This window comes from Arthrobacter sp. ISL-95 (assembly GCF_018613695.1).
In the GTDB taxonomy this organism is placed as follows: Bacteria; Actinomycetota; Actinomycetes; order Actinomycetales; family Micrococcaceae; genus Arthrobacter.
Map to the genome: position 1 here is coordinate 1 of NZ_JAGGPR010000021.1, position 25,234 is coordinate 25,234.

General features: G+C 60.6%; 20 protein-coding genes and 1 pseudogene. 7 read left to right on the plus strand and 14 right to left on the minus strand.

The window, feature by feature from the left end:
* Positions 1 to 294 (plus strand): annotated as a pseudogene (locus J7I86_RS21715) (hypothetical protein); the annotation flags it as partial.
* A gap of 150 nt (positions 295 to 444) precedes the next feature.
* Here the strand turns inward: J7I86_RS21715 and J7I86_RS21720 are convergent.
* Positions 445 to 684, minus strand: a complete 240-nt coding sequence (locus J7I86_RS21720; RefSeq protein WP_214822935.1) for a hypothetical protein — start codon at positions 682 to 684, stop codon at positions 445 to 447.
* Positions 685 to 888: 204 nt separating this feature from the next.
* Between J7I86_RS21720 and J7I86_RS21725 the strand changes: the two genes are divergently transcribed.
* Positions 889 to 1,857 (plus strand): nitronate monooxygenase family protein, encoded by a 969-nt coding sequence (locus J7I86_RS21725; RefSeq protein ID WP_214822936.1) that lies wholly within the window; start codon positions 889 to 891, stop codon positions 1,855 to 1,857.
* 257 nt (positions 1,858 to 2,114) lie between these two features.
* Positions 2,115 to 2,528: an enoyl-CoA hydratase/isomerase family protein gene (locus J7I86_RS23390; RefSeq protein ID WP_214822937.1), complete on the plus strand. Its 414-nt coding sequence runs from the start codon at positions 2,115 to 2,117 to the stop codon at positions 2,526 to 2,528.
* A 298-nt stretch (positions 2,529 to 2,826) separates the two neighbouring features.
* Here J7I86_RS23390 and J7I86_RS21735 read toward each other — a convergent pair whose 3' ends face one another.
* The 13 genes from J7I86_RS21735 to J7I86_RS21795 form a co-directional block, all read right to left on the minus strand.
* Positions 2,827 to 3,756, minus strand: a complete 930-nt coding sequence (locus tag J7I86_RS21735) for a D-glycerate dehydrogenase (protein WP_214822959.1) — start codon at positions 3,754 to 3,756, stop codon at positions 2,827 to 2,829.
* A 136-nt stretch (positions 3,757 to 3,892) separates the two neighbouring features.
* Entirely contained in the window at positions 3,893 to 4,798 is a 906-nt protein-coding gene (locus J7I86_RS21740; RefSeq protein ID WP_286180143.1) for an SDR family oxidoreductase, read from the minus strand.
* A 209-nt stretch (positions 4,799 to 5,007) separates the two neighbouring features.
* A complete protein-coding gene (locus J7I86_RS21745) occupies positions 5,008 to 6,204 on the minus strand; it encodes a CaiB/BaiF CoA-transferase family protein (protein ID WP_214822939.1) in 1,197 nt (398 codons plus the stop codon).
* A 7-nt stretch (positions 6,205 to 6,211) separates the two neighbouring features.
* The gene (locus tag J7I86_RS21750) at positions 6,212 to 6,925 is read right to left on the minus strand and encodes a citrate/2-methylcitrate synthase (RefSeq protein ID WP_214822940.1); all 714 of its coding nucleotides are present in this window, start codon (positions 6,923 to 6,925) and stop codon (positions 6,212 to 6,214) included.
* A 1,181-nt stretch (positions 6,926 to 8,106) separates the two neighbouring features.
* Complete coding sequence (locus J7I86_RS21755) at positions 8,107 to 9,435, minus strand: cytochrome b/b6 domain-containing protein (protein ID WP_286180141.1); 1,329 nt, start codon at positions 9,433 to 9,435, stop codon at positions 8,107 to 8,109.
* Positions 9,436 to 9,588: 153 nt separating this feature from the next.
* Positions 9,589 to 10,578: an electron transfer flavoprotein subunit alpha/FixB family protein gene (locus tag J7I86_RS21760; protein WP_214822941.1), complete on the minus strand. Its 990-nt coding sequence runs from the start codon at positions 10,576 to 10,578 to the stop codon at positions 9,589 to 9,591.
* Between the two features lie 52 nt (positions 10,579 to 10,630).
* The gene (locus J7I86_RS21765; protein WP_214822942.1) at positions 10,631 to 11,404 is read right to left on the minus strand and encodes an electron transfer flavoprotein subunit beta/FixA family protein; all 774 of its coding nucleotides are present in this window, start codon (positions 11,402 to 11,404) and stop codon (positions 10,631 to 10,633) included.
* 181 nt (positions 11,405 to 11,585) lie between these two features.
* The gene (locus J7I86_RS21770; RefSeq protein ID WP_214822943.1) at positions 11,586 to 12,347 is read right to left on the minus strand and encodes an enoyl-CoA hydratase/isomerase family protein; all 762 of its coding nucleotides are present in this window, start codon (positions 12,345 to 12,347) and stop codon (positions 11,586 to 11,588) included.
* Positions 12,347 to 13,519: a thiolase family protein gene (locus J7I86_RS21775; RefSeq protein WP_214822944.1), complete on the minus strand. Its 1,173-nt coding sequence runs from the start codon at positions 13,517 to 13,519 to the stop codon at positions 12,347 to 12,349. Before J7I86_RS21775 ends, J7I86_RS21770 begins: the two co-directional genes overlap by 1 nt.
* Before the next feature lie 336 nt (positions 13,520 to 13,855).
* Positions 13,856 to 14,773, minus strand: a complete 918-nt coding sequence (locus J7I86_RS21780; protein ID WP_214822945.1) for an aldo/keto reductase — start codon at positions 14,771 to 14,773, stop codon at positions 13,856 to 13,858.
* A 25-nt stretch (positions 14,774 to 14,798) separates the two neighbouring features.
* On the minus strand, positions 14,799 to 15,128 hold the full coding sequence (locus tag J7I86_RS21785) for a thiolase C-terminal domain-containing protein (protein ID WP_214822946.1): 330 nt from the start codon (positions 15,126 to 15,128) through the stop codon (positions 14,799 to 14,801).
* Positions 15,129 to 15,556: 428 nt separating this feature from the next.
* Positions 15,557 to 16,327, minus strand: coding sequence for a TetR/AcrR family transcriptional regulator (locus tag J7I86_RS21790; protein ID WP_214822947.1), 771 nt, complete (start codon positions 16,325 to 16,327; stop codon positions 15,557 to 15,559).
* Positions 16,328 to 16,693: 366 nt separating this feature from the next.
* Complete coding sequence (locus tag J7I86_RS21795; protein ID WP_214822948.1) at positions 16,694 to 18,811, minus strand: 3-hydroxyacyl-CoA dehydrogenase NAD-binding domain-containing protein; 2,118 nt, start codon at positions 18,809 to 18,811, stop codon at positions 16,694 to 16,696.
* Positions 18,812 to 19,770: 959 nt separating this feature from the next.
* Between J7I86_RS21795 and J7I86_RS21800 the strand changes: the two genes are divergently transcribed.
* The 4 genes from J7I86_RS21800 (at position 19,771) to J7I86_RS21815 (ending at position 25,214) form a co-directional block, all read left to right on the plus strand.
* The gene (locus tag J7I86_RS21800; RefSeq protein ID WP_214822949.1) at positions 19,771 to 21,996 is read left to right on the plus strand and encodes a glycoside hydrolase family 36 protein; all 2,226 of its coding nucleotides are present in this window, start codon (positions 19,771 to 19,773) and stop codon (positions 21,994 to 21,996) included.
* Positions 21,997 to 22,000: 4 nt separating this feature from the next.
* Complete coding sequence (locus J7I86_RS21805) at positions 22,001 to 23,317, plus strand: ABC transporter substrate-binding protein (RefSeq protein WP_214822950.1); 1,317 nt, start codon at positions 22,001 to 22,003, stop codon at positions 23,315 to 23,317.
* 68 nt (positions 23,318 to 23,385) lie between these two features.
* Positions 23,386 to 24,324, plus strand: coding sequence for a carbohydrate ABC transporter permease (locus J7I86_RS21810; RefSeq protein ID WP_214822951.1), 939 nt, complete (start codon positions 23,386 to 23,388; stop codon positions 24,322 to 24,324).
* Positions 24,321 to 25,214, plus strand: a complete 894-nt coding sequence (locus J7I86_RS21815; RefSeq protein WP_214822952.1) for a carbohydrate ABC transporter permease — start codon at positions 24,321 to 24,323, stop codon at positions 25,212 to 25,214. Before J7I86_RS21810 ends, J7I86_RS21815 begins: the two co-directional genes overlap by 4 nt.
* Positions 25,215 to 25,234 lie beyond the last annotated feature (20 nt).

The window sequence follows — 25,234 nt, forward strand, 5'->3', positions numbered from 1 at the left end:
ATCTCGCACTGCGGCAGCTTCACCAATATCCTGGGTGCGAACAACCTGCCAAGCATGGTCCGCCGCGCCCCGCGAAAGCCGATCCGCGTCTGGCACCAGTCCGGGACGCGCGATCTCGATATCATCTACGGCAACATCCCCATCGCAAACCACGACCTCGACGCGGCCCTGAAGTACCGCCGCTACGACTCCATGTTCGTGTACGGCACCGGTGGACACAGCCTCAGGCACGCTGGCGCCGTGTTTCCCGAGACACTCAAATGGATCTTCCGAGACCAAGTTGAAGACAAATGACCCTGGACAACCCACCGCAAGGAATGAGTAGCAAGGAAACGATGCTGCATGGATGCCTCCCAACAATGAGACCGGAGAGGGCGCTTAGTGGATGCTTAGCATCGATCAGCGCTCCCGCACAAGCTGGGGCACCGCCCCATAATGTTGGATTTAGGAACCATGCTTAGGGCGTTGCACCATGGCTGCGCCGGTGATGACGAGGACTTCGATTTTCTTCCACCAGCGGCAGACGGTGCGCCAGAGCCTGGTCATTTCGGGCTGGGCGGCGTGTTCGACGAGGTCCTGTAACCGTTTCTTCGCGGCGGCGTCTTCGAGTGAGCCTGTGCGCAGCAGCGCGCGGAGCTGCTCTTTGACGTTTCCATGCCGCCCGCAGCTTGCCGGTCGGATCATCGAGGTCGAAGACGTGCTGGAGGCGATCGCAGCCTCTGTCGGAGAGGGTCTCGCCGGTCCAGAGCAGCAGCCGGCGGTGGCCCAGACCGTGCGAAGAAACTTACTATTCGACTCGCAAATTTGTTATCCTGTAACGGTTCATCTCAGAACTGAGCACCGAAGATTGCCGACTAGGTCCCTGGTCAAAAGAGTAGGGAGCACTGCATGTCACTGGATCCACTACAACGTAATTCCCTAGTTCTTCCTGTCGTCTGCGCCCCGATGGCGGGGGTGTCTGGGCCCGAGTTGGTGAGGGAGGCTTGCAAGTCGGGAATTATGGGCGTTTTGCCTCGCCATAACGCCGCGGACATAACTGAGTTCGGGAACTGGCTTCGCGATATCCGCAGAGCTCTTGAAGATCATCAGGAACGATATCCTGCGGCAATCATCGGTCCTCTGGCCGTGAATTATTCCCGACGCTGGACCTCGGATGAGATGAGAGTAAATCTTGATCTCTGCGCGCGGTACGGGGTAGAAGTCATCATCAGCGCCATGGGCGATCCCACGGAACTCACTCAAACTGTGCATGGGTGGGGTGGCAAGGTCTTTCATGATGTCACGAGCATGCGTTTCGCTGAGAAGGCGATCTCTGCCGGCGTGGACGGTCTGACGTGCATTGTCGGCGGAGGGGGTGGCCACTCGGGCCTTCTCAGCCCATTCGTCTTCATTCCGCAGGTGCGGAGTATATTCGATGGAACAGTCCTTTTAGCCGGAACCGTTTCAACGGGCGCCGCGATTAGGTCCGCGGAGGTCCTCGGTGCCGACCTTGCATACCTTGGGACTCGCTTTATTGCGACTAAAGAAGCGAATGTACCCCCGGCCTATCGGCGGATGCTTGTGGAGGCAAAGTCGACCGATCTGATCTACACGACCAGCGTAACCGCCGTTCCAGCAAATTGGCTAAAGCCATCGCTCATCTCGCATGGCTTAGATCCTGAGGATCTTCCTGTCTCCTCCGGACGCGGCAATTATGATCATCTGCCGCCCAAGAGTCGACCATGGCGTGACATCTGGAGTGCCGGCCAAGGCATTGATCTTATCTATGACACTCCTTCCGTGGCTGACTTGGTTCACCGCCTAAGTATGGAGTACCGCACTGCCTGCCAGATTCCGGAATTTGGACCGCTTCCATGAAACCCGCGACATTCCGATGCCGTTGACCCCTAGCAATTGGAGACCGCGACGGAGCGACATATCCACCTCTTCGACTATGCCAGTTTGGTTCCGACTCCCCATTCGACAACATGGGTCTATCCGATCGCGACGGTACTCCCAAGAGGAGATTGCTCGATTCGTCGTGTCAGGCGGATCGGTAGATGTGCCAAACCCGACATCCGAGTGCAACAACTGAACCCGGGCTTGGGGCGGCCTCGTATTTTGAGAGTGACGGCATGACAGAACTCAGGATTGACCGGCCTGCAGCTGGAGTACTCCGCTGCAGGCTGGATGGACCCGACACTTTGAATGCGCTGGATGATCCGGTCAAGCGGGCACTGGTGGGACAAATTGTTCTGGCGGCTACTGAACCTGAGGTGCGGGTTCTGATGTCAACGGGTGCTGGCCGTGCGTTCTGTTCCGGTGGGGACGAACTAGTCCCTAGATTCGCATGTCTACTAAACAGCTCTAGCCTTCCGGTGGGGCAAGCTATGTCCGTCCGGCCTGGGTCAGAAACACTTGACACGGGCAACTCGGCCTTGTTCACAAGCCGGCTCGTAGTCCCGGCTTCGTCATCGCCTGAGTTATGCGTGCATGCCACGATTCCACAGTCGCTATGGCACCTATCCCTGCAGCAGTCCCACACTTAACTTAGTGGCTTCAAATGACACACGAAAGTGGCCCCTCGGCCGGGAACGCAACGGAACCCGGCCAAGAGGCCCAATGTAACTTCGAACTAAAAGGAACGCTGCCTGTTTCAACATCCAATGAACATCATCCCCAGGACGAATCCCGAAGGGTTCGACGGACCAGCCCCTCTACAACATCCGCTTCAACGCCGAGGAAGGCCTCTAGACAAGAACCGGATGGACAGGAGGAACATGACACGTCCGACACCTTCCACATGTTTTGTTCTATTTACCCCGCAGAGCTCGCACGTTCTCGCTTTCACAAAGCAACCGCAGTCAGGGGCGGTCGTCCGAGAAGTACCTCAGCGACGTTTTTCACCGCCATGGTCCCCATGGCGTCACGAGTCGCAGCGGCGGCGCTCCCGATATGCGGCAGAACCACAACCTGCTCCATCCGACGCAGTCGCTTATTGACCTGCGGCTCATTCTCGTGCACGTCGAGACCTGCACCTGCCAGATGGCCGCTCTCAAGGGCATCGGCGAGCGACTCCTCATCGACAAGAGGACCGCGAGCGGTGTTGATGAGATAGCTTCCCTTCCTCATCGTGGCGAGCTCCTCGGCTCCTATGAGGTGCCGGGTGTCCCGAGTCAGGGGACAATGCAAGGAGACCACGTCGCTGCAAGCGAGGAGCTGTTCGAGATTTACCGCCTCAACCCCGAGCCTAACGGCCTCCTGCGAAGTGGCTCGGCTGCCGGTGGCGAGGATATTCATGCCGAAGGCATGAGCACGACGCGCTGTTGCCATCCCGATGCGTCCGAGGCCGACTATACCCAAGGTGGCACCGCCGCTGAGGTCGAGACCCACGAAACTTTGCGGGCCCCAGATCCACGGCCGTCCTGTGCGCACAAACCTGTCCGCTTCGACCACCCGTCTCGCGGTCGAGAGGATCAGCGCGAGTGTCAGGTCGGCGGTGGCCTCGTCAAGCACCCCCGGTGTGTTGGTAACGATGACCCCTCTTCGAGCTGCGGCTTCCACGTCAATGTTGTCGAAGCCAACCGCGACATTGGCGACGACCTGGAGCTGTGGCCCTGCTGCCTCCAGCAATTGCTCGTCGATACTCTCGGTCAGCATTGCGATGATGCCTGAGGCACCTCGGGAGCCCTCGAGGAGCGACTCCCGAGATGGGGGGCCGTCAATGTCGGCATGCACTCGGAGTTCGGCAGGTATTGACTCCCGGGCGCCCCGCATGACCCGTTCGGACAGCGGACGGGTAAGGAAGACGTATGGCTCTGGCACTGCATTCACCTTTATTGTGTCCTCTTTCGGGGAGTTCTCTCGACAGGAAACGCGCCGCGGTTAACGCCTCGCGATCTCATGCACGCACCTATGAGGGCATCTTGGGTGCGTCTGTCACAGGTTCGGAGGGAACTCCGGCCAATGCCTGTGCTACGCCAGTGACTTCCCATCGCTGCCCGTTCTCGAAGGAGTCGACGAGGTGCCACCCCTCATACACACCGATGAAGTCGCCAACGACGCGGAACATATGGCCGGTCATGTGGCATTGGCTCGACGCCAGATAGGTCACCAGGGGTGATACGTTCCCTGGATGATAGGGATCGAAGCCATTGCGCGACTCGGCTTCGGCGAGGCGCTCGACTAGCCCGGGCGTCGCCTGGGTGGTTTGAGTCCTTGCGAACGGCGCGATGCCGTTGACCCGCACACCGATCCGTCTCAGTTCCTTCGACGCGACCTGCGTCATTGCTGCGATACCCGCCTTCGCGGCAGCGTAGTTGGTCTGCCCGATACCTGGCTGCATCCCTGCCCCCGACGAGGTGTTAATGATGGCTCGATCGGCGTCGAGCCCCAGTTTCGACTGCTCGCGCCAGTACTGCGCGGCGAAATGACTCACGGCAAACGTCCCCTTGAGATTGACGTTGATGACCGAGTCGAACTCTTCCTCCGTCATGTTGACCAGCATCCGGTCGCGAAGGATCCCTGCATTATTGACCACGACGTGCAAGTCTCCGAAGTCCTTCACGGCCGTCTCGATCAAACGCTGCGCACCGGCCCAGTCGCTGACACTATCGGTGTTCGCTACCGCTTGCCCACCCGACGCCGTGATTTCGTCGACCACGCTCTGAGCGAGGCTTGAGCCCGAATCGGAGGTCGATCTGCCGACGTCGTTCACCACGACCAGAGCCCCTTCTGCGGCAAACAGCAACGCGTGCTCGCGCCCGAGCCCCTGCCCCGCACCAGTAACAATCGCGACCCGACCTTCTAGAACACCCATGTTCAACTACCTTCCTAGCATTATGCTGCTGCACGATGCAGCAGCGAATCTCGTCGCACGTTCCTGCGGCGACGCACGCTGATCACCCACGCTCCGCAAATCTGGAGGCCGCTCATCGTCAGTCTCGTCAGAGTGCATTTCAACAACTATTTCTCGTGAATCCGCTACTATGTCTATGTCGACGGCGACCTTGCGATGAGGATCAATGGTCAGCGGGCAGGGGTCGTTCCCGCCTCGCTGAGTGCCAGTATTTGCTCTTCGGTGTAACCGAGATCCGCGAGAATGGCGTCCGTGTCTGCTCCCAGGCGGGGGGCCGAGACGGGGCTCTGCTCGTATGGTGCGGACGTGATTGGGATGCGCACGCTCTTATACGCCTGGCCGTCGAACTCACCATCGACGAAACAGTTGGTGCGGCTCGCCTCATCACTACGCATGACCTCACCATGGCTCAACACAGGGCCGGCCACAACGCCACTGGCGCGGAACCGGGAGGTCCACTCATCCCTGGAACGAGTACTGAAAGCATTCTGTAACTCGGTCCTCAGTAATGCCTGATTCTGCACCCGCGCGGACACGTCGGCGAAACGCGGGTCCGCAACGAGGTCGGCCCTCTCGATGGTTGCGCACAGCAACCGCCACTGCTCCGGGAGGTACGCCGCAACCTGGACGTATCCCCGATCAGACGTCACAAACAGGTCAGTGGGATAGGCCAGCGTGCCGCCCGTGTTGCCTATTCTCGACACCTCGCCACCCGTAATGGAAGCCTCAACGAAATAGTGACCTTGGAGAAAGGCGCTCACCTGATAGAGCGAGGTACTCAGGTACTGGGGTTCACCAGTCATGTCTCTCAACCGCAGCGATGCCAGTATCCCTTGCGCGAGCGCCAGACCCGCTGCTGCGTCCACTACTTGAAAGCCAACCTTCATGGGGGAGCCATCCAGTTCCCCCGTCGCGGCCATAATCCCAGTCTCGGCCTGGACCACCGCATCGACGCCCTTACGGCTGGTCCCCGTGTCCGAGGTTCCAAAGCCGGACAATGACGCATAAACGAGGCGCGGTTGAACCTTAATGAGATCCTCGTACCCCAGGCCCAGTCGGTCCATTGCCCCGGGACTGAAACCCTGAACAAAGATGTCGCTTCGCGCGACCAGCTCGCGCACGATCTCCCTCGCCTGAGGGTGCTTGAGGTCCATCGCCATCGACCGCTTGTTTCGGTTGTTCGCCAAGAAGAGCGACTTCACCGAAGTACCGAGGCGCCGAGACAGCTCACCCTCGAGCTGCTCAATTTTAATGACGTCAGCCCCCATATCGCCGAGCAACATCGTCGCTGACGGCCCCGCCATCAATTGTGTCAAATCAATAACAGTCACTCCCGACAGCGGTTTGACCGTATCCGTACCCTTCACGGCACTATCACGACTCTTCTGGCAGGGCGCCAGTGTACGTGACCTGCGCGACGGGAACGTGTCGCCATGTGTTCCCCTGCTCAATCTCCTCCAGGTAATGTGCGGCGAGGCCGACAGTGCGGGGCGTCACGATAAGGGCTCGCGCCACATCCGGTTTGAGCCCAAGATCGAGAAGGAGGGCAGCAGAAGCCCCATCAATATTCGCACCGACCCTGCGCCCGATTGCCTCGGCAAGCGCGTCCTCGAGGTGGCTGAGCAAGGCGGAGTGATGGGAGAAGACACCCTCCTTCTTGGCCAATTCCAGCAGAATGGGTGTCCTGAAATCAGGATCATGCTGTGGGTGACCAAACCCGTCGAGCGGTATCCGACGCGCCCTACTGTCGGCGACCAGCTCCTTGGCCGCGTTCTGCAGCGCCTCGTCAGTTACATCGCCCTCTGCTGCGACCCGCTGAACGATTGCGCTGAGGTTGCGCGCCAGTTCCTGACCAGCACCACCCTGGATGTCTCCGAAGGTCAATGCGCCACCTGCGATGGCCGCCTGGATGGGCACACCGTACGATGCCAGAAGCCTGGCGACCGTGCTCGATGGCGCGATGCTGTGATCCATGACCGAAACGAGAAGAGCTTCAAGAACTCTCGCTTGCCCCTTGGTTGCGCGCTTGCCGGACAGGATCAAGTACGCCACCTCGGCGAACGAAGCGTTACCGATGAGCTCACTCATCCGCTCGCCTCGGACTATCACGTCGTGAGGTTCGATTTTCGCAATTGCAGTCTCCCACGAGTTGGTGTCTCTTGCAGCCATTCTCACTCCTCATTGATGTTGATTTTGTGCTGGGATTCGCCGATGATCCCGCACTGCATTTACACACATTTAGTTTCATTGGCCGAGCTAAAGCCGGACCAGATCCTACAAGTCAATCGTGCCATTGTCCGGCACGTCGTCCCGACCTTCAGTACAGCTGAATCTATGACGCCCTGCTTCCACTTGTCAAGGCCTCGCATCCGCTCCCTCGAATTTGCCCGATGAGGCCGCGTCTAGAACCCTCCGGGCGCTCCTCTTCGAATGGAAGAATCGCAAAACCGGATGAGGCCGCCTCCGGGGAGTACCGCTCCTGATCGGCATACTTGGTCACCGAGGACCCCGTGACGCCCAGCCTGGGGCGATCTCCCGGCCCGGCAGTCCCTGGGACTCCAGCCTTCTGATGTTTTCTTGTACGGAAATGGATGCCGTCATCTGCTTTCCACCTTTCCGCCGGATACGCTCGGCAATGGTAAGCGGCGCAAGGAAACTATCCGAGGTGGCGGGCCTGAGTCCCCACCCGGTTATCTCTATACGGGCAAGCCCCTGAAACCATGATTCGGTAACAAGCAGGCCTGATTCTTAGCGCTCTTTTGACCTTCAACGAGCCACCAACGTGGCTCCAATTTCCGGCTGAAACGGCCTACAGATAGTCGATTACATGCAGCTGGTTATTGAAGTTCTCCGGCGAAGATTTAGATGCCGGCCCGGAGGAACGAAGCCTCCAGAATCTATTGGGCCCGACCGACCCCGCTCCTGGCCTCGGGGCCGTAAGGTTTGAACGGCACGATTCGCATGGCGAAGTCGCGGGCGGATCAGCAGACCAAGACCAGCACAAGCAACGGCCGGGTATTGCCTGCATCAACGGGTATGCGGACGCCGCGGAAACCACATGTTGCACTGCACTTGATCCCCGGGGATCGAAAGAGATCCGATGAGCCATGCGCACTCGGGCTAAATCCGGTCCATGTTCTGGCGGAACCAAGCCGCGCAACGCGACGAGCCCACAGGTTTGGCCTCGCGCCGACGCCGCCTCTACCCCACTCAGTGGACGAAGTTGCGGAATGTCACTCACGCCTGAGTCGGGAACGAGTTTGTTTAGGCTATTTGGTGACCTTGCCCAGGCGCGCGGCGATGGGTGTGGTGAACAGCGGTCTGGTAAGGAACCAGGCTGCGGCGATGACCAGCACGGAGACTAGAAAAATGGCGAGGCCCCACCAATCCACGATGTCCCGGGAGCTGTAGATGTGGTTCAGGTTCCGCAAGGCTCCGGTGAAGAACACCAGGAACACATGCACCGCCGTGAAAGCTACGAAGTAGAGCATCACCGGAAAGTGCAATGCTCGCGCCCATCCCACCGGGTACAGCCTCGTGAGGCGCTTGGCGCGCTCGGGCCACCACGTCGAAATCCGGACGCCCGTCAGGACTGCCAACGGGGCGGCGACGAACACGGTGAGGAAATAGGCCATTACCTGCAGTGCGTTGTAGTGTAGCCAACCGTTTTCGGCAGGCCAGTCCAGCGAGGCGTACTGAATGGCCGCAGAGAGCATGTTTGGGAAAACGTCCCAGCTCATCGGTACGATCCGCATCCACTGCCCGCTGACGAATAGCAGCGCGACGAAGATCATCCCGTTGACTACCCAGAGCACATCAAGGCTTTGGTGCAGCCACTGGGACAATGAGACCTTTTTGGGGCTATTGCCCTTCGGCGAGAAAAACGAGTCCTTCTTCGCTGTCCAGTAGCCCGGAGGCTTTCGCTCCGTACGTACTTGGAGTCCCGTGCGGACGATCAGCACGATGAAGAATACGTTGAGGAAGTGTTGCCAGCCCAGCCATGGCGGGATCCCGTCCGGAGCGACTTCGGGTTGCCATGCGTGCCCGTCATAGGCCATAAGGAAATCCTGGACACCGTCAAGGGTGCGTAGCCAACGGGCGCCAATCACCACTAGAAGGCCCAGAATCAGCAAAATGGCCGTAGTCACGGCCGGCTTCCGCCATGCCGAACTGGCCACGGTCGACCTGTTTGCGGTGACGCTTCCAGCCCCGCCTTTTGTGCCGGCCAAACGAGTCGAAGAGGACGCAGTAGCCGTCGGTGTGACCAAATCCGCTTGGGCGGCACCCGCTGAAGTATTCGATGGCGCCTCGACCTCGTGCTCTCCAGCAGCCGGCGAGGCGGAGCCCATCCGGCGCTTGCGCGCAGGAGCATGCTCCCGTTCCTCGCGTTCCTGCACCCCGGATTCCGGTGGCACGTCCATTTCGTCGAGCTGCGCCTTACTCACCGAAGGAGAAACTTCCGTTATGGGGACCGGCGTCATGGCCTTCCCGGCAACCGAATCGCCCAACTGTTGCTGCGGCAAATGGTCGTATGTGCGTTCCTCGGCCACGGACTCACCGTCGGTGTGCTCGGCGGCTAGCGGCGTGTATCCAGCCATGCGGCGCCTTTTCGGTGCATGAACGGGGTTCTCATCGCTAGTCATAGATCTCGGTCCTTCAACTGGGTATCAACATCGGTTAAAAATTGGTTGGGAGGCCTCCCCCGGGCCAGTGCTCATGGCCCTGGACGGGGAGCGGACTGCCAGCAGCGGTCAGCTGCGCCTGTTGTTGATCTCCTCGATCAGCTGTGGGACCACAGTGAACACGTCCCCGACGACGCCAAAATCCGCGACGTCAAAAATAGGAGCATCCTCATCCTTGTTAATAGCAACGATTGTTTTGGAAGTCTGCATCCCAGCCCGATGCTGGATCGCCCCGGAGATCCCCAGAGCCACATACAGTTGCGGCGTCACCGTCACACCAGTCTGGCCAACCTGGTAAGACTGCGGCACGTACCCGGCATCAACAGCAGCACGCGAGGCCCCCACCGCCGCCCCCAATGCGTCTGCAAGGTCCTCCACGAGGCTAAACGCCTCCTTTGAACCGACACCGCGTCCGCCAGAAACAACGCTCTTCGCCCCCCTCAACACCGGCCTGTCTGCATTCGCCCCGGCCTCGGTGGCCTCATCGATCGTGGCGCCTTTCGCCGTCATGGTTGATATGTGAGCGGTAGTGACCACAGGGGATGCGACGGTTTCGGCCGCGCCCTCCGTACTGCCCGGACGCACCGTGACCACCATCAGGCCACCCTCCACTGTCGACTCAGTTGTGAAGTCCCCTCCGAACACAGAATGGAAAGCAATGGTCTCTTGGCTCTCCTCGTCAAAGCGAACCGCGACTGCATCGGCGGCCACGGAACCACCAGCCACGATTGCGAGTCTGCCAGCTACAGCATTTGAATCATTCGTCGCCGGAACCAAAACCAGGCTCGCCCCGTACTCACGGACCGCATCTGCAAGGGCACCGACCTGCGCGGATCCCAACTCGGTGCCGGCTGCCTCCGATTCGGCCAGGTACACGTGGGCCGCTCCCAGTGTCCCCAAGTCAGCGACTAAGTCCCCGGATCTCCCCGGGGCAGTAACCGCCACGGCTACGGGACTGCCAATGTCAGCCGCCAGCCTCAGCAGGCCCGCCGCAGTGGACTTCGGCGATCCCTGGCGGGTCGTCTCAATCAGGACCAGAACATTTCCGGTGTTTGCCATGGTATTTTCCTTCAGCTTTATAACTTCTGTGTCAAAAAGAAATCGCCCGGGTTCAGATGAGGCGCTTTGCCGCCAGGAACTCGGCCAGCTGCGCTGCCGCCGTGCCGTCGTCGACAACCTTCGGGCCGGCCTGCTTAGCAGGGCGGGCCGACGCCGAGACCATCACCGATGCAACTTCCGGAGTGGCGGCGATTCCCACATCGTCCAGCGACCAACTGACCAACGGCTTCTTCTTCGCGGCCATAATCGCCCTGAAGTTTGGAAACCTCGCATCCGCGGACTTCTCCGTGACCGACACCACGGCCGGCAAACCCGACGACAAGCGCAAAACACCGCCGTCCACCTGAGCCACACCCGATACGGCATCCGGGGCGATTGTCACCTCATCCAAGGAAGGCAGCACCGGCCACCCCAGGATCTCAGCCACCATTGCAGGGACCATACCGCCGCGCCCATCCGTGGCCGCGTTTCCGGCGACAACAAGGTCCACCGCTCCGAGCTTTCCGACGACGGCTGCCAGCACCCGCGCTGTCTGCACCATATCGGCGCCCGCCAAGGCGCCATCCGAGACCAACACCGCGGAATCCGCGCCCATCGACAACAGCTTCCGGAGGGTCTTGCCCGCGTCCTCCGGCCCCATTGCCACCACCACAATTTCGGTGTCTTTACTCGAATCCTTAAACTGAAGGGCGTTCTCCAGCGCCCTCTCATTAATCTCGTCCGGCACAGGCTCGGACGCACCGCGGTCCAGCAGTCCGGATTCCAGGTCGATCTTACGATCTGACCAAGTATCCGGAACCTGTTTCGCCAGCACAACAACCTTCATGGAGAACCCTCCTCGGCGGGTAAAGACTTTCGGTTTCGTATCCCAATTTACGACGAATAGAGCACAAATACTAGTTGTTGAACAACTATTTTCTTAGTCATTACTAAGGCTTAGTGTTGGATTGGCGGGAACGGGTCTGACGGGGGCGCTCAGAAGGTGAAAAGCTGAAGCCCGGCGTCGATCAACGGCCAAGGAATGACTGGATGAGGACTTGAGCCTCATCGGTAGCCATGCGCCGGCCGATGGTCGAAGCCTCGCGTTCGCCTACCTCCGCGCGTGAAAGGCCGGGGGCCTGCCGCAGCATTCTTCGGACATCGCCGAGCGCACCGGACGCACCGGACGCACCGGACGCCCAGGCTGAGGCCACCTCACCAGCGCGGGCCAGTGGGTCGACGACGACCTCTGTAACAAGTCCTTGGTTGAGCGCTTGACCGGCGTCCAATGGCCTTCCGGACAATGCAAAGGCCAGTGCGCGGTGTAGCCCCATGGTCCGGGAAAGGCTCGCTGAGGTGCCACAGTCAGGAGTGAGGCCAATGGAAGGGTAGGCAAACACAAAACTCGTTCCCTCCGCTGCGATAATAACGTCGGCGGCCAGCATGATGCCAAGCCCGCCACCGGCAACGGCTCCGTGAACGGCCGCTACCACGGGCTTTTGCAGAGATTCGAGTGCCTGTACGCCACCATCAATCGTGGCCGCCAGCTTAGAGAGAAATCCTCCTTGGTCTGAGGACTCTGCGAACGCAGAAATGTCTCCACCAGCACAGAACCGCTTCCCGTTACCGGTCAGCAAGACCGCCTTAACGGCGTCGTCCTGCGCGATACGGTCGACCGCCTCTCCGAGGGCCTCCGCGAACGGCATATTGATCGTGTTGGCTGCCTCCGGGCGGTTGAGCTGCAGGTGTCCGACGCCGCCGGCCTTCGTCAAAGTTACTGGCTTGGGCATCAGATCCTCCGGAAGAGTGCTGCGAGTGCCTGTCCTCCACCGATGCACATGGTGACAATTCCGAGTTCCAAGTCTCGGCGCGCCATATCCTTTGCAAGGCGGAGTGTCAGGATCGCCCCGGTGGCACCGACTGGATGACCCAAGGCAATGGCGCCACCATAAGGATTCACCTGGGCCGGATCGAGCCCGGCATCCCGGATGACAGCTACCGCTTGTGAGGCGAAGGCCTCGTTGAGTTCAATCGAACCGATGTCCTTTGGCGTCGTGCCGGTCTTCTCGAACAGTGACCTCAACGCCAGCGTAGGTGCATACCCCATGAGTTCAGGTTCCATGGCGGCGGTGGCCACAGCCTCGAGACTAACCAAGCCCTTCAGACCCCGCTCGGCAGCAACTGACTCGCGAGCCAAGACCACGGCCGCGGCGCCGTCATTGATGCCCGAAGCATTGCCGGCCGTTACGGTCCCACCTGTGGCAAAAGCAGGACGCAATCCCGCCAAGGTCTCAATGTTTGTCTCTGGTTTGGGGTGCTCATCCGTCTCAGCTGTGAAAGGTTTGCGGCCGGCGACAACGACGGGCGTTATTTCCTCAGCGAAAGCCGCCCGGGCCTCGGGCGCATCGGCGCGGCGTTGAGATTCCACAGCGAACTCGTCTTGCTCCATGCGGGAAACATTGTATTTACCGGCTACATTCTCGGCAGTAACTCCCATGTGGGTGCCGTCAAAAGGGTCCGTGAGCATCATGACAGTACCGTCGCTTAGAGAACGGTTGCCAAGACGGTAGCCCTGACGCGCGCCGAAGTCGTAGTACGGCATACGGGTCATGGACTCGTTGCCGCCAGCCAAGGCGAAGTCAAGCTGGTTCCACTGCATTTCCATAGCTGCCGACCAGATGGCCTGCAGCCCCGAGCCGCAGAGCCGGTTTACGTTGTAGGCCGGGACCCGTGTCGGCAATCCTGCCGCCACGGCGACCCGCCGGGCATTATATGCATCGGCCCCCACCTGTCCAATGCAACCCATGACGACTTCTTGGATGTCGTCCCCGGGAACGCCGGAGCGTTCCAAGGCTGCCCTGCTGGCGGTCGCCCCCAGAACATGGCCGGGGACATCCTTGAAGATGCCGCCGAAACTGCCGGTGGGGGTGCGCGCACCGTCCAGGACGATGATTTTCTCCATGATTGGTTCTCCATTGCTGTTAACGTGAATTGTTGGTGCGACTAAAGAAGGTGAAGAGCTTCCCGTTGGGAGCAGTATTCCTGGAGCCGCTCAGCCGTCGGACACAGCGGGCGGTGCAACTTCGCCAGCCTCTACCGGAATGCTCATGCCTGTCTCAGGGATACGAGTCGTCACGAGAAAAGTGGAGCTTTTCATCATCATTCGCTTTCTGTTGTGCGGAGGGCGAGATTCCCGACTGCAACCGAGCCCAGGGGGCCTTGGACTTGTTCGACTAGTCCTGTATCCAGCCGTTTCGCGCAGTAAGAACCGGCCTATCCGTGGGGCGTATCAAAAGGTCTATTTGCGTGGATCCAAGGTGCGGAATCCGGCAATGTCCAGTCGCCGCTGTGCTTCTGCGTATACGTCCCCGGCAAGGCCTCCTCGAGCTGCGGCCTTGGCATTCTCCCGGACATGCTCAGGAGAGGCTGTACCGACGATCACGGTGGATACTTCGGCCCGCGTCATCACGAAGCGAAGGAGGAATCCCTGCAAGTCGTCCCCGTCGAACAGATCGTCAAGGCGTAGATCAGCCCGGCTGTCGGGGGTCCGTTTGGCCAGTGGTCCGCGTGCCGTTCCTCCCCGAATTATCACCCCGGCACCGGTGGCTCTGATCAACGGCAGGCAATCCTCCAGATCACGGTCGAGTGCCGAGTATGGGACCTGGAAGGTCTCAAATACGCCGAGGTCGATGTGGTCAAGGAGGTTCGGAAGAGTGGAGGATATGCCAATCGCTCGCACTTTGCCCTCCTCCCGGGCACGTTCCAGTGTCCCCAGCACGTCGTCACGCTGAAGAACCGCCACAGAGGGTCCTATATGGACCTGCACCAGGTCCAGATAATCTGTGCGAAGACGCGAGAGGCTTTGCTCGATTCCTGCACGGATATTCGAGGGCGAATAGTCATGGATCAGAGGGCCGTTGGACGGGCCGTCAGGCTGGTGATTCAGGGGACAGCCCACCTTGGACGCAAGCAGATACTCCGACCGACGATGACTTATATGGCGCCCTATGAGTCCCTCACTTTCGCCATAGTCGATCGAAGTATCGATGAATCCGATGCCTTCGTCCAGGACAGTGTTGAGGAGCAATTCTGCAACTCCCTCATCGAGTAGACGAGGCACGCGGTGCGAAGCGCCTCGCAGCTCCATAGCGCCAAAACCCAAAACGGTGCTAAACAGACCGGCGCTCGTGAGAAAGCGTTCTTCAAAACGAATCATCGACTCATCCCTTTTCACGGCACCTCTAGGCTGCGACGATGGAGACCGCCGCGGCCGCCGAATCGCCGCCCAACTGTCCGCCTGAGTCTTTGACCGACGCGACCTCTGCTGACTCCCGCCGCCGTTCGACCGCTTCCCCGCGCCACTGCCGGGCAAGTTCGAATATTTGGGCGGTCCTGGTCGCTCCAATGCGGTGATACCGGCTGAGCAATCCGCCGCTCGGGTTGACGGAAACTCTCCCACCGAGCCCCGTGGCACTGCGCACAGCTTCTCCCGAGAGACTCCCCAAAGATCGATCAGGAACCTTCGGGTAAGACTTCATTCCAATTCCAGCGATCGCTACGCGGTCGGTCATGGTTACTCCAGTTCTGCCACACGAAAGTGGAGCGAGAGTCCGAGCCAGGTCGGCAATTGATCAAGTGCCGTCAACCATATCACTTGCTGATCGATAAACAAGTAGTTGGTAGTTCCGAAAATGTGCAGTGCTTTTCTCACCCCGAGGATTGTGAGTAGGAGGAACCTGCTCCGCTTGTCGAGCTTCGACCCGGGCTCTTCGGAAGCCAGTATTCCGCCTTGGTCTCCAAGACGTCATGGAGCTCACCTCCGGCACCGTATGGTCCTGGCAGTAAATACGGTGCCAGCGTTTGGGAGCGGCGTGTTCGCTGGCGAGCCCCTAGGAGTTTACGCGAGATCACTCCGATATCCCTCGGTCCCAGCAACTAGATGTCAGAGGGTCCGTTGGGGAAGAACTTTACCGCCGTTTGATGGAGCATCTCCCGTATGTCATCGCTTATCGGTTGCTCCGTCGTTCAGGTTGTGGCAGATCGGAGCTGCGAACATGTGTTCGACTAACTGCACTACCTGGTCCCTGATTCCACGTATGTCTGACACCGGGCCCTGCAGTAGACGCTGTAATGCCAGCCCTCGCATGGCGCCAACGACGAACTCAGCCCCGAGCGCGGGATCGATATCGCTGCGCACCTCGCCGCGGGTAATTCCCACCCGCAGGTTGTCTTCCAGCCAAGCAAACATCTCACGGTGATATTCGGCGACAACGCCGACTGTCTCAGAGTTCTCCAGTAAGGACTCCGCCAGCAGCAAAAGAAGTGAGCGGGTGTTTGTCCACTTCGGATCGCCGCGACCCAGGTAGACGCGGACATAGCCCAGTACCGCCTGCAGACCAGGTGGGGGTGGCGGCGCGGCTTTCATTTCGTCGGCGAACGAGCTGGTGATATGCAAGGTCAAGGCCCGCAAAAGCGCACCCTTACTACCGAAGTGCTGAGCTGCCTGTCCCCGGCTGTAACCGGCCGCCTGGCCGACCTCCGCCAAGGTCATCCCCACCCAACCCTTGCGCGAAAGAAGGGTGAGCGCGGCGTCAAGAAGCCGCACCTCGGCTTCCTCGCGCCGCTCCTGCTGCGTGCGGCGGCGAGGAGCCACAGTCTGCGCCCCCTCACTCCCCCGCACGGCCGGCCTTGGCACCAGATCCCTGTCCTGACCGTCCGCACTCCGCGAAAGCCAACCTCCCGCTTCCTGCACAGCCTGCTCTTTACCCATGTAATACTCCTTGGAACAACCTCGCGCAACGACTTACTGATCAGCAATCGGAAGTTGTTAAGTGATCCACAATCAAGGATTGAATCTAGCAGGTCGGCAACTCCCATTCTGGCGGGCAAAGCCAACGATGACGCGAATAAGCCTTGGTGCCGGCTCCGCCGGCTCCAGCAATGCCGATACGCGCGCCTTCCAAGGAATAGTGGCAACCTCAACTCGGACCTTCAACGGCACGCTCGGCGGCAGTGGGCAAATTATTGGCTCACCAGGAAATCACGCCGATCGCTCGCAACCGGGCCAAAGCCACTCCGCGCTGCGGAGCCCCAACACACTATTAAAGGTCCAACATGTGCTCTTCGCCGCAAAACTTTACCCCCTGTCAAGGTGAAAGGGCTTCCCGTTGACTCTCTGGGAGGCGCCTGTCCGGTCCAGGTAGGGGGTGATCCCGCCTAAGTGGAGCGGCCAGCCCGCACCTGCCATCATGCACAGGTCCACATCCTCCGCCGAGGTGACGACTCCTTCGTCAAGCAGAAGCCCGATCTCTTGTGCCAAGGCGTCCTGGACACGCTCCAGCAACTGTTCCGAAGTGGCCGGGCAGTCAGCCAATTCGAGAATGCCCAAGGTAGACCGTGGTATATGCGGGCTGACGCAGGGGTCAGAGGTCCACAGCGAAGTTATGCCGTGGTCGATAAGTTTCTGGAGATTGGCCGAGAGTGGGAACCGGGTGCCGAAGGCGTTATTTAGGGATTCCATAGCATGCTGCGCGACCGGAAAACCGATCATGGCCAAAAGAGTAAATGGAGTCATTGGCAGACCCATGGGCTTGAGTGCTTTGTCCGCGACTTCAGCGGGGGTGCCCTCATCAAAGGCCCGCAAGACCTCCGCCACCAGCCGTAGGAGCACACGGTTCACCACAAATGCCGTGGAGTCGCGGACAAGCACAGAAGTCTTCTTCAACGTTCTGCCGAGGACGAACGCTGTAGCCAAGGCTTCATCGCTGGTCTTGGCTGCTTGCACGATCTCCAGCAAGGGCATGGCGGCGACCGGATTAAAGAAGTGAAATCCTACAACGCGTTCCGGGTGCAGGAGGTCAGCGGCCATTTCGGTGACCAGCAGCGACGACGTATTGGTGGCAAGAATGCACTCTTCGGAAACGACGGACTCGATCTCAGCGAGGACGTGCTTCTTGACGGAGAGGTCTTCGAAGACCGCTTCGATCACGAAGTCAGCGTCAGCCAAAGCCGATTTGGAAACTGATCCGCTGACGAGGCCTTTGATTCGGTTCGCATCGTCTAAGGAGATGCGCTTCTGGCCAAACAGTTTATCGGCCTGGGCGTGGACGTAACTTACGCCCTTATCCACACGGTCCTGGTCGAGGTCCGTCATCACTACTGGGACCCGCAACTCACGTACAAACAAAAGGGTTAGCTGGCAAGCCATCAGTCCCGCGCCGACGACGCCGATCCTATCGATATTTCGGGCAAGCGCCGGGTTTGGTGCGAGGGACGGATTCTTGGCTCGACGCTGCAGAAGCTCAAGAAACGCGTACACGGAGTCCTTGAACTGCGGTGTCAAGATCAGTTCGCCGAGTGCGTTAACTTCCAAATCTGCGGATTGCGCCTGGTCCAGACTCCTGCCCTGTTCGAGCAACTCCAGCAGACGAGCAGGGGCAGGTGCGGCATTGGAGGTCTTCGACTCAACGATGGCCCAGCCTGCGGCCACGGCTGCGTCCCACTCCTCCTTTGTGGAGCCGGCAATCGAGGCCTGCCGTTCGTCAAGTTCTTGCCTGCGTGCAGCGTCGGTGATAATGCCGTCCGCCCAGGCCAAGGACTGACTTAGGAAATCAGGGCTGTCGAATATAGCGTCTGCAATGCCGAGCGCATAGGCTGACCGACCGTCAAGGACCTTATTGTTGCTCAGCGGGTTCCCTATCATGACCTTCACGGCATTTGCGGGACCGATCAGCCGAGGAAGTCGATACACCCCACCCCAGCCGGGCACCAGGCCCAGGTAAGCCTCGGGCAGAGAGATCGCTTTGGCACCCGTTGAGATTGTTCGGTAGCGGGCAGCCAAGGCAACTTCCAAACCGCCGCCTACGGCCGCACCATTGATGAAGGCGAAGGTTGGAACGTCCAAAGCTGCGATTGCGCCAAAGACTTGATGACCCAGGCGAGCTATAACCCGGGCCGACTCCAAGTCCTTCACGCCTTTCAAAGCCTTCAGGTCTGCGCCGGCAACGAAAAACCGGTTCTGGCCAGTAATGCCAACGCCGGCCACATGTCCGGCGTCCACCCGTTCCGCGAGTTCTTGCAGCAGCGCCCGCAGTGCCTCCATCGATTCGGGCCCAAAGGTAGCGGGTTTGCCCTCACCACCGGTCAACGTGATGAGGGCGAAAGTGCCTGCTCCAGGCAGTTGCACTTCTGTCAGTTGTGCGTTTGGGGAGAGGCGGCGGATGGGTTGGGCACCTAGATCACCGGGTTGAGTCATTGCGCGAGGCGCCATTGTCATAAGTCATTCCTAGCGTTGAGAGTCCAACTAGCAGTCCGAAGGAGCGAATCGTGGCACACGATACGAAAGAGCATCGTGGTCCATGCAAAACCGTGGCGGCCGACCCGCAATTTTGGCAGTAGGGCAAAATCGCCTTCGTTGCCGTGCACAAAGGCCAACGTATGCGGAGCCAGCTAGGGCATGATGCCGAGCTCCTCGCCTGCTTTCTAAAGATAATACTTGTTGAACAACTATGACCTTCGGCGGGGCATTTAGCAAGGACAGTCAAATGGCCAAACACATATTTAGTGCGGAAGGCGCAACCTATCGACGAACGGGCAGTGCGCAGGGTCGTGATCAAGCGAAATGCGCGCTTCCGATTTGGGACCGAGCTGCGAAAGCGTTCATGATGGCACCACTGTCGTGACGTATTTCCACACCCAATCCAGATATCCGGTTGCCCGGCCTGCGAACCGCGTCGATAGTTGGCAGTGTTTGCTGAGATGCGGAACGTCGTTGACGTTATCTGGCATGTTGCTGTCCTTGCGCTGACAATCCGGCTGCTTCAGTTCAAGCAACCACCGCTGACGGTTCCGGCACAGAGACAGTTCCTTCGCTTGGGAACGAGAAAGTCCAGTAGCCAAGCGGACTGGACCGCAGAGGGAGGATCCTTCACCGGATGATACTCATCAACTAAGTACGACGGCACTCGGGGTGAACTGAGTGTGCTATGGGCTGCACGAATGCTGCTCACCGCTCACGGTCAGCAGCGGCGTTTCTGATCCCAGGACCAACGGGCCCTTGGACCCGTCCTTGACAAACGTGTAGCGGAAAGTCTTGTCAAGCAGGGATCTATTAGTTCATAATGATAGCGGTTTCAAATGTGCTTACGGTCACATGCCTCACATTGAACCCAGCCACTCCATCCGCTATCCAATTAACCGAGAAGGAATTAGATCTTGTCTGAAACCGCTATCACAGAGTTCGATCCCTTTGCGCCCTTTAGTCGGACGCCGGTGGGGGTTCCGGCCGTGGAGCGTATCGACTGGACAGTCGAGGGGCTTTGCCTGACCTTCGGCCACAGCCTTGCCTCCCCGCTGCACCTGCTGGGTTTGGTCTCGGGATCCCTGTCTGTCGAGTTCCCTGCGGCGCTGCCCCTGGTCGAGGTGCTGGCGGCCGGTAGGGGTCACATCCTGGCGAATAGTCGCCTTGTCCAGACATCGATCGGTACGGAATTGCGGTACGTCTCCCACGAGGTCGACAAGGAATCCTCCTCGATTTCCTTCCTCCTCGCTACTGCCGATGGCCTCCGAGCCCGGCTCTGCATTGCGGGGCAGGACGGGGCCTTCCGGTCCAGCGTTACGGTGGAGAACACAAGCAAGTACGACATCCTTCTGACCTCGGTGACGAGCTGGGTTTCCCCCTTCGGCACGGCCAGCGGTATCCACGCTGCTGACCCGGCCGGGGGCTGGGTACTGGTTGAGGGCTTCAGTGACTGGCTCGGCGAGGGGCGGTGGAGGGAGAACGTACTCCGCGGCGGTGGATTCCTGCCGGAGTTGAGTCAGGATCTCACAGGCCACACGCCGCGCTCGGCGGTTGTCCGGATCGCGACCGGCACGTGGTCCACGGGCGGACACCTTCCGGTGGCTGCCGTTCGTTCCGAGGCGCACGGCCTCGCGTGGCTCTGGGAAGTGGCGCACAACGGCCCGTGGAGGTGGGAAGTCGGGGAGCATCACGGAGATTGCTACCTCGCCCTCTCCGGGCCGACCGACCGGGACCACCAGTGGTCCCAGCCGCTGGCCCCGGGGGGGTCCTTCACCACGGTCCCGGCGGTCATCGCCGTCGGAAAGGACCTCACCGAGGCCGCGGCCGCCCTGACCGGTGCCCGACGCCGCACCCGTCGTCCGCACGCGGACAACGCCCGGCCGAGCATCGTCTTCAACGACTACATGAACACCCTCAACGGCGACCCCTCGACAGAGAAACTGCTGCCACTGATCGATGCTGCCGCGTCCGTCGGGGCGGAAACCTTCTGCATCGACGCCGGCTGGTACTCGAACTCCCCGGACTGGTGGGACAGTGTGGGTGATTGGGTGCCCTCGACCACCCGCTTTCCGAGGGGTCTGGGCGAGGTCGTCGCTGCCATCCGTTCCCGGGGAATGACCCCTGGACTCTGGCTCGAGCCCGAGGTCGTTGGGGTCAACAGCCCCGTGGCCCGGACCCTGCCTGAGGAAGCGTTCCTCCAACGCGGCGGTTTCCGCGTCGAAGAGCAGGGCCGCTACCACCTGGACCTGCGCCATTCCGCTGCGCGCACGCACCTGGACGAGGTCGTGGACCGGCTCGTGGCCGAGTTCAGCATCGGCTTCTTCAAGTTCGACTACAACATCGACGCCGGTCCGGGAACCGACCACGCGGCCGACAGTGTCGGTGCGGGGCTGTTGGGCCACAACAGGGCGCACCTGGAATGGATCGACGCCCTCCTGGACCGGCACCCGGCCCTGGTCCTGGAAAACTGCTCCTCCGGCGGGATGCGCACGGACGGGGCCCTCATGGCACGCATGCACCTGCAGTCCACCTCCGATCAGCAGGATCCTTGGCGGTACCCGCCGATCGCGGCCTCGGCGCCGATGTCGATGCTCCCCGAGGCCGCCGCGAACTGGGCGTACCCCCAGCCGGAGATGACAGCGGAGCAGAGCGCCTTCACCCTCGTCACCGGCCTCGCGGGTCGTTTTTACCTCTCCGGTTACCTCAACCGCATGGACGCTGCCCAGCTGAGACTGGTCAGGGACGCCGTTTACACGGCCCGCTGCCTCAGACCGAACCTGGTGCAGGCCACCCCATCATGGCCGTTGGGCCTGGCAGGCTGGGACGACCGGTGGGTCGCCTCGGCACTCCACACTCCTGACCGCGTGGTCCTGTCGGTATGGGACCGCGGCGAGGGCACCGACGGAACGGTGCTGCGGCTGCCGGCCCTGGCCGGACGCAGCCTGGACGTCACCACAGTTTTCCCCCGATCACTCCCGGCCTGGGAGACCCGGTGGAATGCCGATACCGGCACCCTGACCGTCCGCTCAACTGTCGAATCCCCGACAGCCAGGACGTTCATCCTCACACCATCGGCCCAGCCCGGTGCAAGCACGATCCATCACCAACCCTCCCCATCCACCCTTCCTGAAGGAAACTAAGAACATGAAGCACGCATGGAAAGGCACCGTCGCCGCCGCCGTAATGACCGCGGCGCTCCTCACCGGTTGCAGCAGCCCGGCCGCACCCGATGCGGCCTCCGGTCCCGCAGCCTGGCCGTCCCAGTCAACGAAGCTCGACGGCGTCACCCTCACCATCTGGGCCGCCCAGAACTCCAACAAGACCCCCCAGTCGGTCATCGATGGCTTCCAGAAGGCCACCGGCGCAAAAGTCAACGTCGTCACCATCCCCGACCCCTACGAACAAGGCGTGCAAACCAAGGTCGCCACCGGCGACAAACCGGACCTGGCGTTCTGGCAGCCGACCGCATCCGAGCTCACCTCGCTTAATGCCACACAGACCCTCCAGTCCCTGGACGGTGCACCATGGGTCTCCAAGTACACCGCAGGCCTTGGCGACATGACGGGGCAACTGAACGGCACCCGGTACGCGGCGCTCGTCAGCAGCCCGGCCGTTGAAGGCGTCTATTACAACAAGGAGGTGTTCGCCAAGGCCGGCATCACCAGCACGCCGAAGAACTGGGACGAGTTCCTTACCGACGCCCGCCTCATCAAGGGCAAAGGCGTTACCCCCTTCTACGACTTCGGCGGCGGCACTCCCTGGGCCACCCAATGGTGGGTCCAAGTCCAGCTTGCCGACGCAGCCAAGGCCGGACTCTGGGACCGCGTCAACACCAACCAGGAGAAGTTCACCGACACGACGATCCAGACGGCCGTGGATAACTACAACGGCCTGATCAAGGAAGGGCTGTTCAACAGCAACCTCAAGACCGCAACGTTCGAAGACCAAGGCAAGGCCCTTCTTGCCGGTGACGCGGCCATGACGGTACAGGTGAACTCGTTCTTCGGCCAGCTTCAGGCAATGTCGGACACCAAGACCCTCAACGACAAGATCGGCTTCTTCCCAATCTCCCCGAAGGGAAACATGGGGACCTTCATCCCGGACCAGAGCAACGCACTCGTGGCGTTCAAAACCGGCGACACCAACCGCGAAGCCGCCGCCCGGCAGTTCCTTGAATACTGGATGGGCGACGGCTACGCCGACTTCGTCAAGGCCCAGTCGACCGTCTCGATCCAACAGGGCGTCGAGACCCCCTCGACCGTCCCCGACGCCCTCAAAGCCGCCGCAGCCGCGGTCCCGACATCAGTGGGGTCCATGCAGGCCCTCGCGGTCGCCAACCCCGACCTGTACCTGAACCTCGGCGATATGATCCAAGGCACCAAGACCCCGCAGCAGGTCACGGAGGCGACGCAGCAGCAATTCGCGAGCCTCGCCAAGGCCCAAGGAGCCAAGGGCTTCTAGCAAAGCCTGGTGCCGGACCGGGAAACCGGCCCGGCACCCTCCCCCCGCCCCCACCCTAGGAAAGTTCCATGACCGCACAGCTCTCCCCACCACGTTCCCGCACCGGCACGCACACCGGCGACCGCCGGCCCACGTCCCGCCGCCGCCAGGACCATCCCGCATGGTTCTTGTTCCCCGCCCTGGCGGTACTGACCGTGTTCTTTTTCATTCCGACGCTCTTCAACTTCTTCTACGCGTTCACGGACTGGTCGAGCTTCAAGACACAAATCAACTTCGCCGGACTCGACAACGTCACCTCTCTTCTGCAGAACGGCAGCCTGCTCGCGGACCTTCGCACGACACTCATCTACGCCGTCCTGGTGGCCATCTTCCAGAACCTCTTCGGGCTGATCCTGGCCCTGATCCTTGAGGCCGACACACGCATTAACCGTGCAGCCCGGGTGGCCTTCTTCGTCCCGGTCGTTATGTCCGCCCTGGCCGTTGGTTACGTCTTCCGGGCCATCCTGAAGCCCGACGGCACCCTGAACGCGATCCTCGGAGCCCTCACCGGCCAGCACGTGGATATCGCCTGGCTCGGCAGCACCACATGGACCATCGTCGTCGTCGCCCTCATCCACGCCTGGAAATGGATGGGCCTTTCCATGCTCATCTACCTAGCCGGACTCAAGACCATCTCTCCTGACATCATGGAAGCTTCCCGCATCGACGGCGCCACCTGGTGGAAGACCTTCACCTCCATCCGGTTTCCACTGCTCGCCCCGGCCATCACCTTCAACGTCGCCACCGCTTTGCTGGGTTCGATGAACGGCTTCGACATCGTCCAAGCCACGACAGGCGGAGGCCCAGGCGGCAGCACCGAACTGCTGAACATCTTCGTGTTCCGCACCTTCGGCCAGGGCCTCTTCGCCCAGGCCACCACCATGAGCCTGACGCTATTTCTCATGGTTACGATCCTGGCATTCCCCGTCATCAAATTCCTCAGGAAGCGAGAGGACGTACTCTCATGACCGTCACCGGCGCACCACTGCCCACCACCGACAAGAATTCGGCACACCAAGCCGCCCAGCGCAGGATGGCATGGAAGCCCAAAGGCCTCCTCCAACCCGCCCTGGCGATTGCGCTCGTTGTCCTCCTGCTCGGGGTTCCTTTCTGGCTTGTCATTGCCACAGCCGGGAAGGACCAAGCAGAGGCACTGAACCCCAACCTCGCACCACCCACCCACTGGCAACTGTTCGAAAACTTCGCAACCGTCTTCCAGCAAGGCCGCATGGTCCCTGCCTTCCTCGGGAGCATGCTGATCATGGTCCTGTCCGTGGCCGGGGTCCTCGTCATTGGTTCAATGGCCGCATGGATCCTGGGACGCCGGCGAGGCAAGGGCATCGCGTTCGTGTACGCCCTGGCCATCAGCGGCATCGTCCTTCCCCCGGCTGTGGTCACGATCGTTCTCCTGCTGCGTCAAATGGGTCTTGCTGGGACGGCTGTGGGTATGATCGGCGTCTACATGGGCATGTACATGTCTACCGTGGTGTTCTTCGTCACCGGCTTCGTCCGGACCATCCCCACCGAACTGGAGGAGGCAGCACGGGTCGACGGCGCCGGCCCGATCCGCGTGTTCGTCCGCGTCATCCTGCCCCTGCTGGGCCCGACCATCGCGACCGCAACCATCCTGATCTGCCTTTACGTCTGGAACGACGTCTTCTACGCGCTCTTCGTGATCGGCGGGCGCCTCGACACGCTGCCGTTGAACCTGTACCAAGTGGCCAGCAGCGGACTCTACCTGCAGAACTGGCACCTCATCTTCGCCTACATCGTCCTGATGAGCCTGCCGCTGCTCATCACCTTCGTGATCCTGCAACGCAAAATCATCTCCGGAATCACCAGTGGCGCCGTCAAATGAGCCAACGGCAAACGCCCTCC